12 protein-coding genes and 1 tRNA gene are annotated in these 13,985 nt (G+C 62.5%); 4 read left to right on the top strand and 9 right to left on the bottom strand.

What is annotated here, in order from left to right; translation table 11 throughout:
• Window positions 1-176: 176 nt before the first annotated feature.
• Entirely contained in the window at window positions 177-1,076 is a 900-nt protein-coding gene (locus AC2FMN_RS09200; protein ID WP_496687675.1) for a DMT family transporter, read from the top strand.
• On the opposite strand, the gene uvrC is transcribed toward AC2FMN_RS09200, so the two are convergent.
• The 8 genes from uvrC to AC2FMN_RS09160 form a co-directional block, all read right to left on the bottom strand.
• Window positions 1,061-2,935 (bottom strand): excinuclease ABC subunit UvrC, encoded by a 1,875-nt coding sequence (gene uvrC / locus AC2FMN_RS09195; protein ID WP_496687595.1) that lies wholly within the window; start codon window positions 2,933-2,935, stop codon window positions 1,061-1,063. The two genes, AC2FMN_RS09200 and uvrC, sit on opposite strands and share 16 nt — an antisense overlap.
• A 290-nt stretch (window positions 2,936-3,225) precedes the next feature.
• Window positions 3,226-4,005 (bottom strand): SDR family oxidoreductase, encoded by a 780-nt coding sequence (locus AC2FMN_RS09190; protein WP_496687593.1) that lies wholly within the window; start codon window positions 4,003-4,005, stop codon window positions 3,226-3,228.
• A 21-nt stretch (window positions 4,006-4,026) separates the two neighbouring features.
• A complete protein-coding gene (locus AC2FMN_RS09185) occupies window positions 4,027-4,977 on the bottom strand; it encodes a calcium/sodium antiporter (RefSeq protein ID WP_496687591.1) in 951 nt (316 codons plus the stop codon).
• A gap of 168 nt (window positions 4,978-5,145) precedes the next feature.
• The gene (locus AC2FMN_RS09180) at window positions 5,146-5,943 is read right to left on the bottom strand and encodes a S49 family peptidase (RefSeq protein WP_496687588.1); all 798 of its coding nucleotides are present in this window, start codon (window positions 5,941-5,943) and stop codon (window positions 5,146-5,148) included.
• Between the two features lie 104 nt (window positions 5,944-6,047).
• A complete protein-coding gene (locus AC2FMN_RS09175; RefSeq protein WP_496681845.1) occupies window positions 6,048-6,809 on the bottom strand; it encodes an ABC transporter permease in 762 nt (253 codons plus the stop codon).
• Window positions 6,806-7,735, bottom strand: a complete 930-nt coding sequence (locus AC2FMN_RS09170) for an ABC transporter ATP-binding protein (RefSeq protein ID WP_496687586.1) — start codon at window positions 7,733-7,735, stop codon at window positions 6,806-6,808. The genes AC2FMN_RS09175 and AC2FMN_RS09170 overlap by 4 nt, the downstream gene beginning before the upstream one ends.
• 90 nt (window positions 7,736-7,825) lie before the next feature.
• A complete protein-coding gene (locus AC2FMN_RS09165) occupies window positions 7,826-8,350 on the bottom strand; it encodes an SRPBCC family protein (RefSeq protein WP_496687583.1) in 525 nt (174 codons plus the stop codon).
• Window positions 8,351-8,424: 74 nt separating this feature from the next.
• Window positions 8,425-9,717: a TAXI family TRAP transporter solute-binding subunit gene (locus tag AC2FMN_RS09160; RefSeq protein WP_496687581.1), complete on the bottom strand. Its 1,293-nt coding sequence runs from the start codon at window positions 9,715-9,717 to the stop codon at window positions 8,425-8,427.
• A 172-nt stretch (window positions 9,718-9,889) separates the two neighbouring features.
• Between AC2FMN_RS09160 and AC2FMN_RS09155 the strand changes: the two genes are divergently transcribed.
• On the top strand, window positions 9,890-10,984 hold the full coding sequence (locus tag AC2FMN_RS09155; RefSeq protein WP_496687579.1) for a CaiB/BaiF CoA transferase family protein: 1,095 nt from the start codon (window positions 9,890-9,892) through the stop codon (window positions 10,982-10,984).
• Window positions 10,985-11,064: 80 nt separating this feature from the next.
• On the opposite strand, the gene hemE is transcribed toward AC2FMN_RS09155, so the two are convergent.
• Window positions 11,065-12,099 (bottom strand): uroporphyrinogen decarboxylase, encoded by a 1,035-nt coding sequence (gene hemE / locus AC2FMN_RS09150; RefSeq protein WP_496687577.1) that lies wholly within the window; start codon window positions 12,097-12,099, stop codon window positions 11,065-11,067.
• A gap of 106 nt (window positions 12,100-12,205) precedes the next feature.
• On the opposite strand from hemE, the gene hemC reads away from it, so the two are divergent.
• Both hemC and AC2FMN_RS09140 read left to right on the top strand, forming a co-directional pair.
• Window positions 12,206-13,168: a hydroxymethylbilane synthase gene (gene hemC, locus AC2FMN_RS09145; protein ID WP_496687576.1), complete on the top strand. Its 963-nt coding sequence runs from the start codon at window positions 12,206-12,208 to the stop codon at window positions 13,166-13,168.
• Between the two features lie 554 nt (window positions 13,169-13,722).
• A tRNA-Ser gene (locus AC2FMN_RS09140) sits at window positions 13,723-13,812 on the top strand.
• Window positions 13,813-13,985: the final 173 nt, after the last annotated feature.

Below are 13,985 nucleotides of genomic sequence, written 5' to 3'. Positions count from 1 at the left end.
AACCATGGCCGGGAACAGAAAAGACGGCACGACAAAAAACTGCCAAGAACGCAGGTGTTTGGGCCACGGCAGATCATTCCGTCGCAGGCCGCCGATCGATGACCGTTTCCCCCTTGGCGCGGCGCGAAGAACGGGTCAGGTTGCGCGGGTATCGGCAGCCAGGAAAGATCCGCCCCGTGACCTCACATATCAGAACCGATGCGCGCGCCAACCTGATCGGCAGCGCCTGGATGATCGCGGCCATGGCTGGGTTCGCCCTGGAGGACGCGCTGTTGAAAAGTACAGCCAAAGTGCTGCCCATCTGGCAGGTTCTGGTGCTGTTCGGGCTGGGCGGGGCGCTGATTTTCGCCGGGGTCGCGTTGCTACAGGGGCGGCGGTTGCTGCACCCCGATGTCCTGTCCAAGCCGATGAAGATCCGAGTGCTGTTCGAAGTCATCGGTCGCCTGTTCTATGTGTTGGCCATCGCCCTGACGCCGCTGTCCTCGGCCACGGTGATCCTGCAGGCCACGCCGCTGGTCGTGGTGGCGGGTGCCGCGTTGTTCTTCGGGGAAACCGTCGGCTGGCGACGCTGGAGCGCCATCATGGTCGGACTGATCGGAGTGGTGATCATCATCCAGCCAACCGGAGACAGTTTCTCGGCCCTGTCCATTCTTGCGGTGCTGGGAATGCTGGGCTTTGCCGGCCGCGATCTGGCCAGCCGCGCCGCCCCTGCCACGCTGGGTACCGCCGTTCTTGGGTTTTACGGCTTTCTGTCAATTGTCGTTGCCGGTGGTCTGTACCGGGTTTTCGAGGGCGCCGCCGCGGTGCCGGTGGTCGCCCAAACCGCCCTGCATCTGACCGGAGCCGTGGTGATGGGGGCGGTGGCCTATGCTTCGCTAATGCTGGCCATGCGGACGGGTGAAGTGTCGGCCGTGACCCCGTTTCGCTATACCCGCCTTCTGTTCGGCATCGGGCTGGGCGTGCTGATCTTTGACGAACGTCTGGACCAGGCCATGTGGCTGGGCAGCGCGCTGATCGTGGCCTCGGGGCTGTACATTCTGTGGCGCGGGCGCCAGCGGACTCAGCCTTTTTCGTGAAAGAAATCATAGACCTTCTGCGCCAGACCGGCCGAGATCCCGTCCACCGCCTTCAGATCCGCCAGATTGGCGCGGCTGACCGCCTTGGCGCTACCGAAATGCGCCAGCAGTGCGCGTTTACGGGCCGCGCCCACGCCCGGGATTTCATCGAGCGGCGTCGCTCCCATCGCCTTGGCGCGCTTGGCGCGATGGGTGCCGATGGCAAAGCGGTGCGCCTCGTCCCGTAGCCGCTGAATGAAATACAGAACCGGGTCGTTGCGCTTCAGGGCGAAGGGGCGCTGGCCGATGCGGTGGAACTCTTCCTTGCCATGGTCGCGATCGACGCCCTTGGCGACACCGACCATTGGGATGTCCTCGACCCCATGCGCCTGCATGATCTCGTGCACGGCGCTCACCTGCCCCGCGCCCCCGTCGATCAGCAGCAGATCGGGCCACATGCCCTTGTCGCGGTCGGGGTCCTCTTTCAGCAGGCGGGTGAAGCGGCGGGTCAGCACCTCTTTCATCATGCCGAAATCGTCGCCCGGCGTCAGGTCGTCGCCGCGAATGTTGAACTTGCGATAGGCATTCTTGATGAACCCATCGGGACCGGCCACGATCATCGCACCCACCGCGTTGGTGCCTTGGATATGCGAGTTGTCATAGACCTCGATCCGGTTCGGCGGCGCGTCCAGATCAAAGGCCTCGGCCAGACCGCGCAGGAGCTTGGCCTGCGTCGCGCTTTCCGACATGCGGCGGGCCAGCGCCTCGCGCGCGTTGCGCAGCGCGCCAGAGACCAGCTCGAGCTTTTCGCCCCGCTGCGGCACCAATATCTCGACCTTGCGGCCGGCCTTTTCGGACAGGGCCTGCTGCATCAGGTCCGCGTTTTCGATCCCGTCCGACAGGATCAGTTGGCGCGGCGGTTCCTTGTTGTCGTAGAACTGGCCCAGAAAGGCCTCCATCACCTCGGCCGAGGAGACGTCGGGCCCGACCCTTGGATAGAAATCGCGGTTGCCCCAGTTCTGGTTGGCGCGGATGAAGAACACCTGAACACAGGCCTGACCGCTGTCCATGTAGAGGCCGATCACATCCGCCTCGGCCACGCCGCGTGGATTGATGCCCTGCGCCGTCTGTACCTGCGTCAGCGCGCGGATCCGGTCGCGCAGGGCGGCGGCACGCTCGAACTCCATCGCGTCGGAGGCCTCCTGCATCTGCGCGGCCAGTTCCTCTTGGATACGGGTCGAGCGTCCGGACAGGAACCGCTCGGCGTCGCGCACGCTTTCAGCATAGTCGGCCTGCGAAATCATGCCCACGCACGGCCCCGAACAGCGCTTGATCTGATAGAGCAGGCAGGGCCGGGTGCGACTGTCGAACATCGAATCCGAGCAGTTGCGCAGCAGAAACGCCTTTTGCAGCTGGTTCAGCGTGCGGTTCACCGCGCCCGCGCTGGCGAAGGGACCGAAATAGGCGCCCTTTTCCTTCTTGGCCCCGCGATGTTTCTTGATCTGCGGAAACGGATGGTTCTTGGCGACGAGTATGTTGGGAAAGCTTTTGTCGTCACGCAGCAGGACGTTGTACTTGGGCTTGAGCTGCTTGATCAGGTTCTGCTCCAGCAGCAGCGCCTCGGTCTCTGTCCGAGTGGTCAGGAACATCATCGACGCGGTCGAGGCGATCATCCGCTCGATCCGGGGCGAATGTCCCGGGCGGGTGTAGTTCGACACCCGCGCTCGCAGGTTGCGCGCCTTGCCGACATACAGAACCCGGCTGTCTGCATCCAGCATCCGATAGACACCCGGCGAACTGTCCAACGTCTTCACATAGCGTTGGATGCAGGCGTAACCCGTGATTTCAGGATCAGCTTGAGATCTGTTGTCCGCGGTCATGCTCATCAGATACGATTCTCTGCCCGTGGCTGCAATCTTGCGCGCCCCAGATCAAGAGAAAACAAATCCACGATTCCTGTGGATAACTGTGCGGACAAGTTTCCCTGAACTGGAATTCTTCCTTGAATCCTTGCGTTTTCTCCGCCTTGCACAAAAAATAGGCGGAATATCAAGCTATTGTTTTTGCATGAAATTTTTTTGACCGGCGTACAAGTGCATGAAAAAAAAGGCCTTTTTGTAACGGGCATGTAACACGATCGCGAGCGGTGCAAAACTTGCACCGGATTCACTTATTCTACGCCCAGAACGTCCGGCGTCTGCCAGCCCAGATGCTGCCCGCCGTCGACGCACAATAACTGCCCCGTGACCGCATGCGCATCGAGGAAATAGCCGAGCGCGGCAGTGATGTCCGACGGGTTTGCCCCCCGTTCCAGAATGGTGTTCCTGCGCTGCGCCTGAAAATGTTCGGGGCTTTGTCGGTGGCCCTGCAAGGTCGGACCCGGCCCGATCGCATTGACGCGGATCGTCGGGGTCAGCGCCTGCGCCGCGGTGCGGGTCAGGGCCCACAACCCCATCTTGGCAATGGTGTATGACATGAATTCGGGCGTCAGCTTGCGCACCCGCATGTCGATCATGTTGACGACCAGACCAGTCGCCACCGGCTCGCCACTGTCGTCGATTGCGGGCTTGAGCCCCTGCCGCGCCATGGCCTGTGTCAGCACGAAGGGGGCCCGCAGATTGCTCTCCATGTGCCGGTCCCAACTTTGGCGCGTTGCGGTATGGATGTTGTCGTATTCAAAAATCGAGGCGTTGTTGACCAGGCAGGTGATCGGCCCGCCCAGCGCCTCGGCCGCGCGCGGCAACAGGGCCTCGACCTGGGACTCCTCCAGCAGATCGGCCTGCAAAGCTGTCGACTTGCGGCCCTGGGATTCGATCTGGGACACGACCTCGGACGCCGCCCCTTGCGAGGTCGCGTAATGTACGGCCACATCTATGCCACGTTGCGCAAGATAAAGCGCCATCGCCCGCCCCAGGCGGGCACCCGCACCGGTCACCAATGCTCGGGTCATACGCAGCCTCCCCAGGTCAGATCACGCCAGCAGCGCCACGAGATAGGCCGCATAAAGAAACGTCAAGATAAAGCCCCAGGTGCGGGTAATGTCGCGCTTGAAAAACACGAACGGAACCAGCAGAAGCGACGCAGCCAGCATGACCCACAAGTCGAAGCGCAGAAATTCGGGATCGACCGGGATGCGCCCGAACAGCGTAGCGATGCCGACGATGGCCAGCAGATTGAACATGTTCGACCCAATCACGTTGCCCAGCGCAACATCCGCCTGCCGACGCAACGCCGCCATCACCGTCGTCGCCAGTTCCGGCAACGATGTGCCGACGGCCACCAATGTCAGACCGATCACGGTTTCGCTGATACCATAGGTGCGGGCAATGATCGTGGCGTTGTCCACCAGCAGATGCGCCCCCATAGGCAGGCCGACCAGTCCCAGGATCAGGAACATCGCGACCTTCCAATAGGGCATGTCCGGGTCGGCCTCTTCCAGAAGCTCAATCTCTTCCTGCGCGGTGCAGGCGTTTCGATGAGCCCGCGCCTCGCGGAAGGCGTTCAGCAGTATCAGGGCCAGCCCCGCCAGCAGAATCGCGCCGCTGAACAGGGTGAACACGCCGCAGAAAGCAAGCCCGATGAAAAGAACCGAGGCCAGGATCATGTAGATGAAGTTCCTGCGGGTGTCGCATTCGCTGCTGTGGATGGTTGCCAACAGCGCCGGAATGCCCAGGACCAGCAGGATGTTGGCCGTGTTCGACCCCACCACATTGCCCAGCGCGATACCGGGCGCATGTTCCTGAACCGCCTTGATCGCGATCAGCAATTCGGGCGCCGAGGTACCGAAGGCCACGATCGTCAGGCTGACGATCAATGCCGGCACGCCCAGCCGCAGGCTGAGGTTCACCGCGCCGCGCACCAGCGCGTCGCCCGCCAGCAAAAGGATCAACAGACCAAGGCCGGAAAGCAGCCACGCCGTCATCCACGGCCTCCTTTTTCACATGCACAGGGGCCTTTACCAATGCGGAACCGCCCGCACCGCGGGCATTTGGCCGAGCTCAGACGTCTCTGACCGGGAAAGCGCAGCTTGCCGAACATCGCCAGCACACCCATCGCGATCAGGAAAAGAGTGACAGCCTTGATGATCATGTCACATGCCGAAACGCGCGAAGGCCGCGCGCTCCTCGAGCATAGCCAGCGCGTCTTGGGCCATTTCCGCCCCGAAACGCGACCAGATCGGCCTGCGCAGGCCATAGCGGCGGAACCGGACCTTGTCGCCGAACAGCTCCTGCATCTTGGGTTTCAGATGCGCGATGCCGTCGATCAGGCCCAGATCCTGCGCGCGCCGCGCCAGCCAGACCTCGCCGGTGAACAGATCGGCCGTTTCGTCCAGCCGACCGCCCCGCCGGGCTTTGACATGCGCGATAAAGTTGTGATGGATATCCTCGAGCAGCCCCTTCAGCCGCGCGACATCCTCGGGCTTTTCCGGGGCGAAAGGGTCCAGCATGGATTTCGACTGACCCGCCGTATGTACGCGCCGCTCGATGCCCTGACGCGCGATGAAGACATGCGCACCGAACCCCGAGGAAATCACCCCGATCGACCCCAGAACCGAGCTGTCGTCGGCCCAGATCCGGTCCGCCGAGGCCGCCAGCCAATAGCCGCCCGAGGCCGCCACGTCCTCGACGAAGGCATGCACGGGCACGTTCAGCTCGTCGGCGAGCCGACGGATTCGCGCGCCGATCAGAGAACTTTGCACCGGAGATCCGCCGGGCGAGTTGATCTCGAGCGCGACGGCGGCAGGCTTGCCCTTGCGGAATGCCTTTTCAAGAACCGGCGCCAGCAAGGTATCGCTCATCGAGGCGCGACCGGCCATGCCGATGGCGCCCGACAGACGGACCACGGCAACGACGGGGTGCTTTTTCAGAAACGGCAGGCTGAGTTTCATGGGTGCCGATGTAGAGTGCGCTCAACCCGTAAACAAGGGACCGGAACCGGCGGAAACGCGACGTGACTGAAATTCGCGGCCGTGATCGGCAAAAATGCAACGCCCTAGCTGCGGATGCGCCATCCGGTTTTGAAGATCCAGCCGATCACCGCAAGGCAGATGCCGGTAAAGGCAAGGATCGCCAGCAGGCTAAGCAGGATGGGCACGTCAGACAGCCCGTAGAACGACCAGCGAAAACCCGAAATCAAATAGACCACCGGATTGAACAGCGAGATCGTCTGCCACACCGGCGGCAGCATCGAGATCGAGTAGAACGTGCCGCCCAGAAAGATCAGCGGCGTCACCACCAGCTGCGGCACCAGCGACATCTGTTCGAAATTGCTGGCCCAGATACCCACGATGAAACCCAGCAGCGAAAAGCTGAGGCAGGACAGGATCAGGAAAGCGGCCATGGCAAAGGGGTGTTCAATGCGGATATCCACGAAGAAGGTCGCCGTGACCAGGATCACCAACCCCACGAACAGCGCCTTGGTGGCCGCCGCGCCGACATAGCCGATCACGATCTCGATGAAATTCACAGGGGCCGAAAGCAATTCATAGATCGTGCCCAGGAACTTGGGAAAATAGATGCCAAAGGACGCGTTCGAGATCGACAGCATCACCACCGACAGCATGATCAGCCCCGGCACGATGAAGGCGCCGTAGGATACGCCCTCGATCTCCTGGATCCGGCTGCCGATGGCGGTTCCGAACACCACGAAATAGAGCGAGGTGGACAGGACCGGCGACAGAAAGCTCTGCGCGAGGGTGCGGAAGAACCGGGCCATTTCGAACCGGTAGATGGCGGCGATGGCAGTCCAGTTCATGCGACGTCTCCGGACACGAGCGTGACGAATATCTCCTCGAGGCTCGATTGCCGGGTCTGCACGTCGCGAAGTATCAGCCCGGCCTCGGCCACGTCGTTCAACAGGGTGGTGATGCCGGTCCGTTCGGCATTGGTGTCATAGGTATAGATCAGCGCATCCCCCTGCCCGTTCAGCACCAGGTTGTGATGGGCCAAGCTGTCGGGAATGGACGGGATCGTGCAGGTCAGCATGACCTCGATCTGCTTCTTGCCCATCTGCGCCATCAACGTCTTCTTGTCCTGAACCAGCAGCAGCTCACCCTTGTCGATCACGCCCACGCGGTCGGCGATGGCCTCCGCCTCTTCGATGTAGTGCGTGGTCAGGATGATGGTGACGCCGGCGGCCTTCAGCTCGTCGACGATGGCCCACATGTCCTTGCGCAGCTCGACATCCACGCCGGCAGTGGGTTCATCCAGAAACAACACTCGCGGCTCGTGCGCCAGCGCCTTGGCGATGAGCACCCGCCGCTTCATGCCGCCCGATAGTTCCTTGATCGCGTTCTTGCGCTTGTCCCACAGCGACAGCTTGCGCAGGATCTCCTCGATCCGGGCGCTGTCTTGGCCCAGGCCGAACAACCCGCGGGAAAAGCGCACGGTGTTCCAGACCTTCTCGAACGGCTCCAGCGCGATTTCCTGCGGCACAAGGCCGATCATCCGACGCGCGGCCCGGAAATCGGCCTGAATGTCGTGCCCGCCCACGGTGACGGTGCCAGAGGTCGGCGTGGTGATCCCGCAGATGGTCGAGATCAGCGTGGTCTTGCCGGCGCCGTTGGGCCCCAGAAGGGCCAGTATCTCGCCCTGCCGGATGTCCAGCGACACGCCTTTGAGCGCCTCGAAACCGTCATCGTAGGTTTTGCGCAGATCCTTGATCGAAAGAATGGTCGTCATGCGTCTTTCCCGTTCCGGCGCAGACCCTAGCGCGCCGATCCTGCCCGGAACAGGCCAAATCCGCACAAGGGCATGCGCATCCGTGCAGACCTAGTCGCGCCCGGTCAGGCGGCCCAACCACCCTTTCTTTTCGGGTTTCGCCTCGGGGTCGGCACTCTCGTCCGGCTGGGCGGGGCCTTCGAAATGCTCCTGCAGGTTGGCAAAGAACTGGTCGGCCATCTTCTTGGCAAAGCCGTCGATCAAGCGGCTGCCCAGTTGCGCCAGCTTGCCGCCAACCTTGGCCTCGACGTCATAGGACAGAACGGTTCCGCCGCTGTCGCTGGGGGCGAAGGTCACCGTGGCGCCGCCCTTGGCAAAGCCCGCGGCCCCGCCCTTGCCTTCCCCCTCGATGGTCAGGCGCTGACCCTCGACCATGTCCGACATGGTCACCGTCCCCTTGAACGTCGCCTTCACCGGGCCGACCTTCTGCACCACGGTGGCCTCGTACCCGTCGGACGGATTGCCGGTGACCTCTTGCGCGCCGGGGACGCAGGCTTTCAGGACCTCGGGGTCCAGCAGAGCCGCAAAGACATCCGCAGGCGCCGCCTGAATCTCGCGCGTGTCACTCATCTGCATGGGTGCGCCCCCTTTCTTGCCTGGCATGGTTCCCAAAAGACCTAGCCCCGAAAGACGGTAGCTTGCAACAGCCATCATGCGCGGGTGGCGCGGTGCGCCTGCCGCAGGTCGACCTGTGCCTGCAATTCGGCAACCCGCTTCTGGACCAGATCGACATGCAGCCGCGCGTCATACTGGCCCTGCCGGTAAGCGGCCGGCAATCGAAGCTCGGCCAGCCGTTCATCCAGTTCGTGCAAACGCGCCTGCATGTCCCCAAGCTGATCCGGCGACGGGTCGGCGGCAAGCTCAAGCTCGATCTGCCGGATTTCGGGGTAATGCTGCCAGACACGCCACCGTTGCAGATAGGCATAGGCCTTGGGCAGTACACGCACCAAAGGCACCACGATGAAAAAGAATGGCAGGAACAGCAGCAACACGCGGTTGACCTGGGCCGCGATCCAATAGGGCAGAAGGTTGTGCCACGTGCTGGGGCCTTCGTCGATCAACCTTCGCGCGGCACTGCTGACCGGCAGGCCCGTTCCCTCGACTCCCGGAAATTCTCCTGCATCGGTGATGATGCCCCGCGCCCGATGCAACTCGATCGCGGCCATCGTCAGACGGTTGACCTGGGCGGGATGAATGTCGGCCTGCACGACCAATCGCGCTTGCAGCGCGATCAACTTGACCGGCCGCGGCGGCAGGACCGGATCCAGTGACATTCCGCCGGCCGGAACCGTGACCACCGTCGCATAGGACAACCGGCGCGAGATCGCCTCGACATGCTCCAGTTCAAGCACCTTCAGCCCTGGCTCCTGATAGGCCGCCAGCAGGTAGGGCGCCTCGATCGGGGCAACGAAGACCGCGATATCCAACCTGTTGTCCAGCAAGGCCTCGGCAGCCTGATCATAATCGAGCGACACATGGATGTTGTCCGCCTCGGACAGGCCGACTACACGCTCAAAATCGCGAAATGCATCGGCCGTGCCCGACCCGTCCGCGCCACGGTTGATACTAAGGTCTCGCCAAAGCGCCGGGTTGCTGGGAATACTGGCATCCGCGCGCGTCATGAATATCATCGGTTCGTAGAAAACCGTTCCGATTGCTTCGACCTTGTCGGGATCGACCACGATGCCGCCTTGCAGCAGCGCGGCATTTGCCTCGCCGCTTTCGATCAGACGGGCATTCTCGACCGAACCTGCAGTTTCCAGAATGTCCACCCGGATCTCGTCACGCGCCAGAATCTCGGCATAGTCCTGCGCGATCTGCTCATAGGCCCCGCCGCTCGGGCCTCCGGCCATCCGCAGGCTGCCCGGAGGGTGCAGATGCAGGACGATCGCGGTCAATGCCGCCGCCACCAGCGCCGCGCCGATCATGATCCAAAGCCGCATTCCAGCCCTCGCTCCACATCCCGCCGAAAACGCTAGGCCAGCCGACCCTGGCTTGCAAGCGCCCCGAAGACCGGGCCGTTCATCGGTTTTTTCACCCGACGCCACGTTTTCGGCACCCAGCCCTTGCATTCGCATGGCCAAGCCGAAAGCATCGCGAACCGGGAGGATACATATGCTCAACGGATTCCGCGTCGTCGAAATCGAGGGGCTTGGCCCCGGCCCGTTCGCCGCCATGCTGCTGGCGGATCTGGGGGCCGATGTCGTGACCATCCACCGCAAGGGGGGTGCCGTCACACCGGGCATGCCGGACCGATCCGTGCTGGACCGGGGCAAACGCTCGATCGCGCTCGACCTCAAGGACCCCGACGACCTCGAAACCGCCCGGCGCCTGATCGCATCCGCCGACGCGTTGATCGAGGGCTTCCGGCCCGGCGTGATGGAGAAGCTGGGCTTGGGGCCCGATACCTGCCACGCTCTGAACCCGGCGCTGGTCTATGGCCGCATGACCGGCTGGGGCCAGGACAGCCCGCTTTCCGACACCGCAGGACATGATCTGAACTACATCGCCCTGTCGGGGGCACTCTGGTACGGCTCTCCACCCGGCACCGAACCGATGACCCCGGCCACGCTGGTCGGCGACATCGGCGGCGGCGCGATGTATCTGGTCACCGGCATACTGGCCGGGCTGCTGAACGCGCGCGCAACCGGCACGGGCACGGTCGTCGACGCCGCCATCTACGACGGGTCCGCGCATATGATGAACCTGCTGATGAGCCTGGGCCAGACCGGCAACCTGTCCGACACGCGCGGCCAGAGCCTGTTGGACGGCCCGCATTGGAGCCGCACCTACACCTGCGCGGATGGCGGCTTTGTTTCGGTCCAATGTCTCGAACCGAAATTCTATGCCCAATTCCTGGAAATCCTGGGCCTGTCCCACGACCCAGCATTCCAGCAACAATACGACAGCACACGCTGGCCAGACCTGACCCGGCATCTGGCGGAAATCTTCGCAACCAAACCGCGCGACCATTGGGCCAAACTGTTTGAAGGCTCAGACGCCTGTGTCGCCCCGGTGCTCAGCCCCGACGAGGCCGCAACCCATCCGATGAATACTGCCCGCCAAACCTGGCGCGCGGCAGACGGCACCTTGCAGGCCGCCGCCGCCCCGCGCTTCTCCACCCATCAATGGCAGCCGAAACCCAGCCCGGCCCGCGGCCAACACACGACCGAAATCCTGATCGAACTCCAAGGCTCCAAAAGGACCTGACACACCCTTCATCTGGCCGAAAGTATCCCGGGGGTGAATTGGCCAACGGCCAAGAGGGGGCTGGCCCCCTCGCACGCTGCCTACCCGCTGCGCACCGTGTCGATCATCAACTGCACGTTTTCCGGGTCGGCATCCGGTGTTATCCCGTGACCCAGGTTGAAAATATGCGGCCCCTTGGAAAAGGCGCGCACAATGCGACGGGTCTCATCCACCAGCGCCTGCCCGCCGGTGACCATGTGCGACGAGGCCAGGTTGCCTTGCACGCAGCCATCTACCTGCACCTGTTCGGCCGCCCATTCCGGCGCAACCGAGTTGTCCAGCGCCACGCAATCGACGCCGGTGGCCTTCGCGAAACCGACATAACCCTCGCCCGCCTCACGCGGGAAACCGATAACCGGAATGCCCGGGTGGCGTTCCTTGAGCGCCTCGGTGATGATCCGGCACGGCTCGACCGCATATTTGGTGAAAGCCTCACCTTTCAGCGACCCGGCCCAGCTGTCGAAAATCTTGACCACTTCGGCCCCCGCTTCGATCTGAGCCGAAAGATATTCGATCGTGGCCGCCGTGATCCGGTCCATCAACGCCTCGAACAGCGCAGTGTTTTCCTCACGCAGGGCGTGGGCGGGGCCCTGGTCAGGGGTGCCACGCCCGGCGATCATATAGGTCGCAACGGTCCACGGGGCGCCGGCAAAGCCGATCAGCGTCGTCTCGGACGGCAGTTCGCGCGACAGGATACGCACGGTTTCATAGACGGGCGACAGGGTTTCGTGGATCGTATCAACGGGTTTCAAGGCGTCGAAATCCGATTGCTGCGTGATCGTCGACAGGCGCGGCCCTTCACCGGTGACGAACCAAAGATCGGCGCCCAGCGCCTGCGGCACCAGAAGGATGTCGGCAAAAAGGATCGCGGCATCGAACCCATAGCGGCGGATCGGCTGCAGCGTCACCTCGGCCGCCAGATCGGGGGTGTAGCACAGCGACAGGAAATCGCCCGCCTGTTCCCGCGTCGCGCGGTATTCGGGCAGATAGCGTCCGGCCTGTCGCATCATCCAGATCGGCGGCGTGTCCAGTACCTCGCCCGCCAGCGCCCGCAGCAGTTTCTTGTTCTCGGCCATGTCAGCCCCCACTATTCCGGTTCGCGCAACGGGTCCGCCTTCAGCGGCAAAATGTCAAGCGTGGCCCCCATTGTCAGGGCAATGTGACGCGACTAAAGCTGTGCCCATGACTTTGACCCTGCCCACCCCCGCATCGCCGCTGAAGATCGGCACCCGTGGTTCGCCGCTGGCGCTGGCCCAGGCCCATGAAACCCGTCAGCGGCTGTGCGATGCCTTCGACCTGCCCGAACAGGCATTCGAGATCGTGGTGATCAAGACCACTGGCGACAACCGCGCCATGATCGACGCGGATCGCCCATTGAAAGAGATCGGAAACAAGGGCCTGTTCACCAAGGAAATCGAAGAGGCGATGCTGGGTGGGGACATCGACATCGCCGTGCACTCGACCAAGGACATGCCCGTCGAACAGCCGCAGGGGCTGGTGCTAGACACGTTCCTGCCGCGCGAGGACGTGCGCGATGCCTTCATCTCGCCTCGCCTCAGCTCGATCCTTGACCTGCCCGAGGGCGCGGTCGTCGGCACCTCGTCGCTGCGGCGGCGGGCACAATTGCTGCACCGCCGCCCCGATCTGAACGTGGTCGAATTCCGGGGCAACGTGCAGACCCGGCTGAAGAAGCTGGCCGATGGTGTGGCCCAATGCACCTTCCTGGCCATGGCCGGCCTCCGCCGCCTGAACATGCAGGACGTGCCTGCCACCGCGATCTCGCCGGATGACATGCTGCCGGCCATCGCGCAAGGCACGATCGGCATCGAACGCCGCGCGGACGACAGCCGGGCCGCCGCAATGCTGGAGGCCATCCATCACGCGGAAACCGCCCAACGCCTGACGGCGGAACGCGCCTTGCTGGCCGCCCTGGACGGGTCCTGCGAAACGCCGATCGCCGGCTTGGCCGAGATAGCGGATGGCCAGCTGCGTCTGCGCGGCGAAGTCCTGCGCCCCGACGGCTCCGAATCGATCTCCGATACTTTGACCGGCGCCATCGAAGACGCGTTAGAGATGGGCCGCGCCATGGCAACCAGATTGCTTGGGCAAGCAGGGCCGGGCTTTTTCGATTGGCGCAAAATTTAGAAAAATTTCGGGAATGTGAACTGCTTCACTGTCGCGGATGTTGATCCCCGGCATAACTGGTATACCGGATCGGGCAAGTCGCTGGTCTCGAATGTATCGAAGATTTTATTTCGTATTCTTTGTAGTTGGTATTCGAGGGGGCGAGACCGGATTGACGGCCTGATCGAGACGGACCGTTGCCAAAATGCTGGCAGCGGTCCGTCGACGACCGCACCAAAGGTACGACCAAATTGGTAACTGGTCGCAGACGGGAAACCTGGGCCGAATCGACCTCATCCGTCGCGCCTGTGTTTGACGTGGTTGAACTTTGCGGAGGAACGTTTTGCCATTGCGTGCAGCTTGTCCTGGTTCCGTCCGCCTTTTGGTTGGAGCAATCGCGGAAACAGACATCGTGCTCGCAACCTCTCAGCAACTGTTTCTGTTCGCGACTCATCCCGAACAAGCCAATGAGATGACACGAGTCATCCCGTCGAGTTTCTACCGTTCACAAAAAATGGATCTTTGCTGGAAAATCGCCTTGTATCCGGGTGTCGGGCAAGGATATACCCGCCAACGGAGACGTGGCCGAGTGGTCGAAGGCGCTCCCCTGCTAAGGGAGTAGGCGGGAAACCGTCTCGAGGGTTCGAATCCCTTCGTCTCCGCCACCCATCCTCACATTGAGATTTTCTCAAGCCTTTGTCTTTGAGTGTTTTTTTGCCATTCCGCAAAGTAGCCCGCTCTACTTTGGCCAATTCTGCTATACAAATCGCTTTACATTTTTCTTTACATTGCTTGCCAGGCAGTGAAGTGACAATGGCTATCAAAACCAGGGAAAAAA

Source organism: Ruegeria sp. BHSC037, assembly GCF_059613045.1.
The sequence above is the reverse complement of the archived record's forward strand: the minus strand, read 5'-3'. Positions and strand labels throughout refer to the sequence as shown.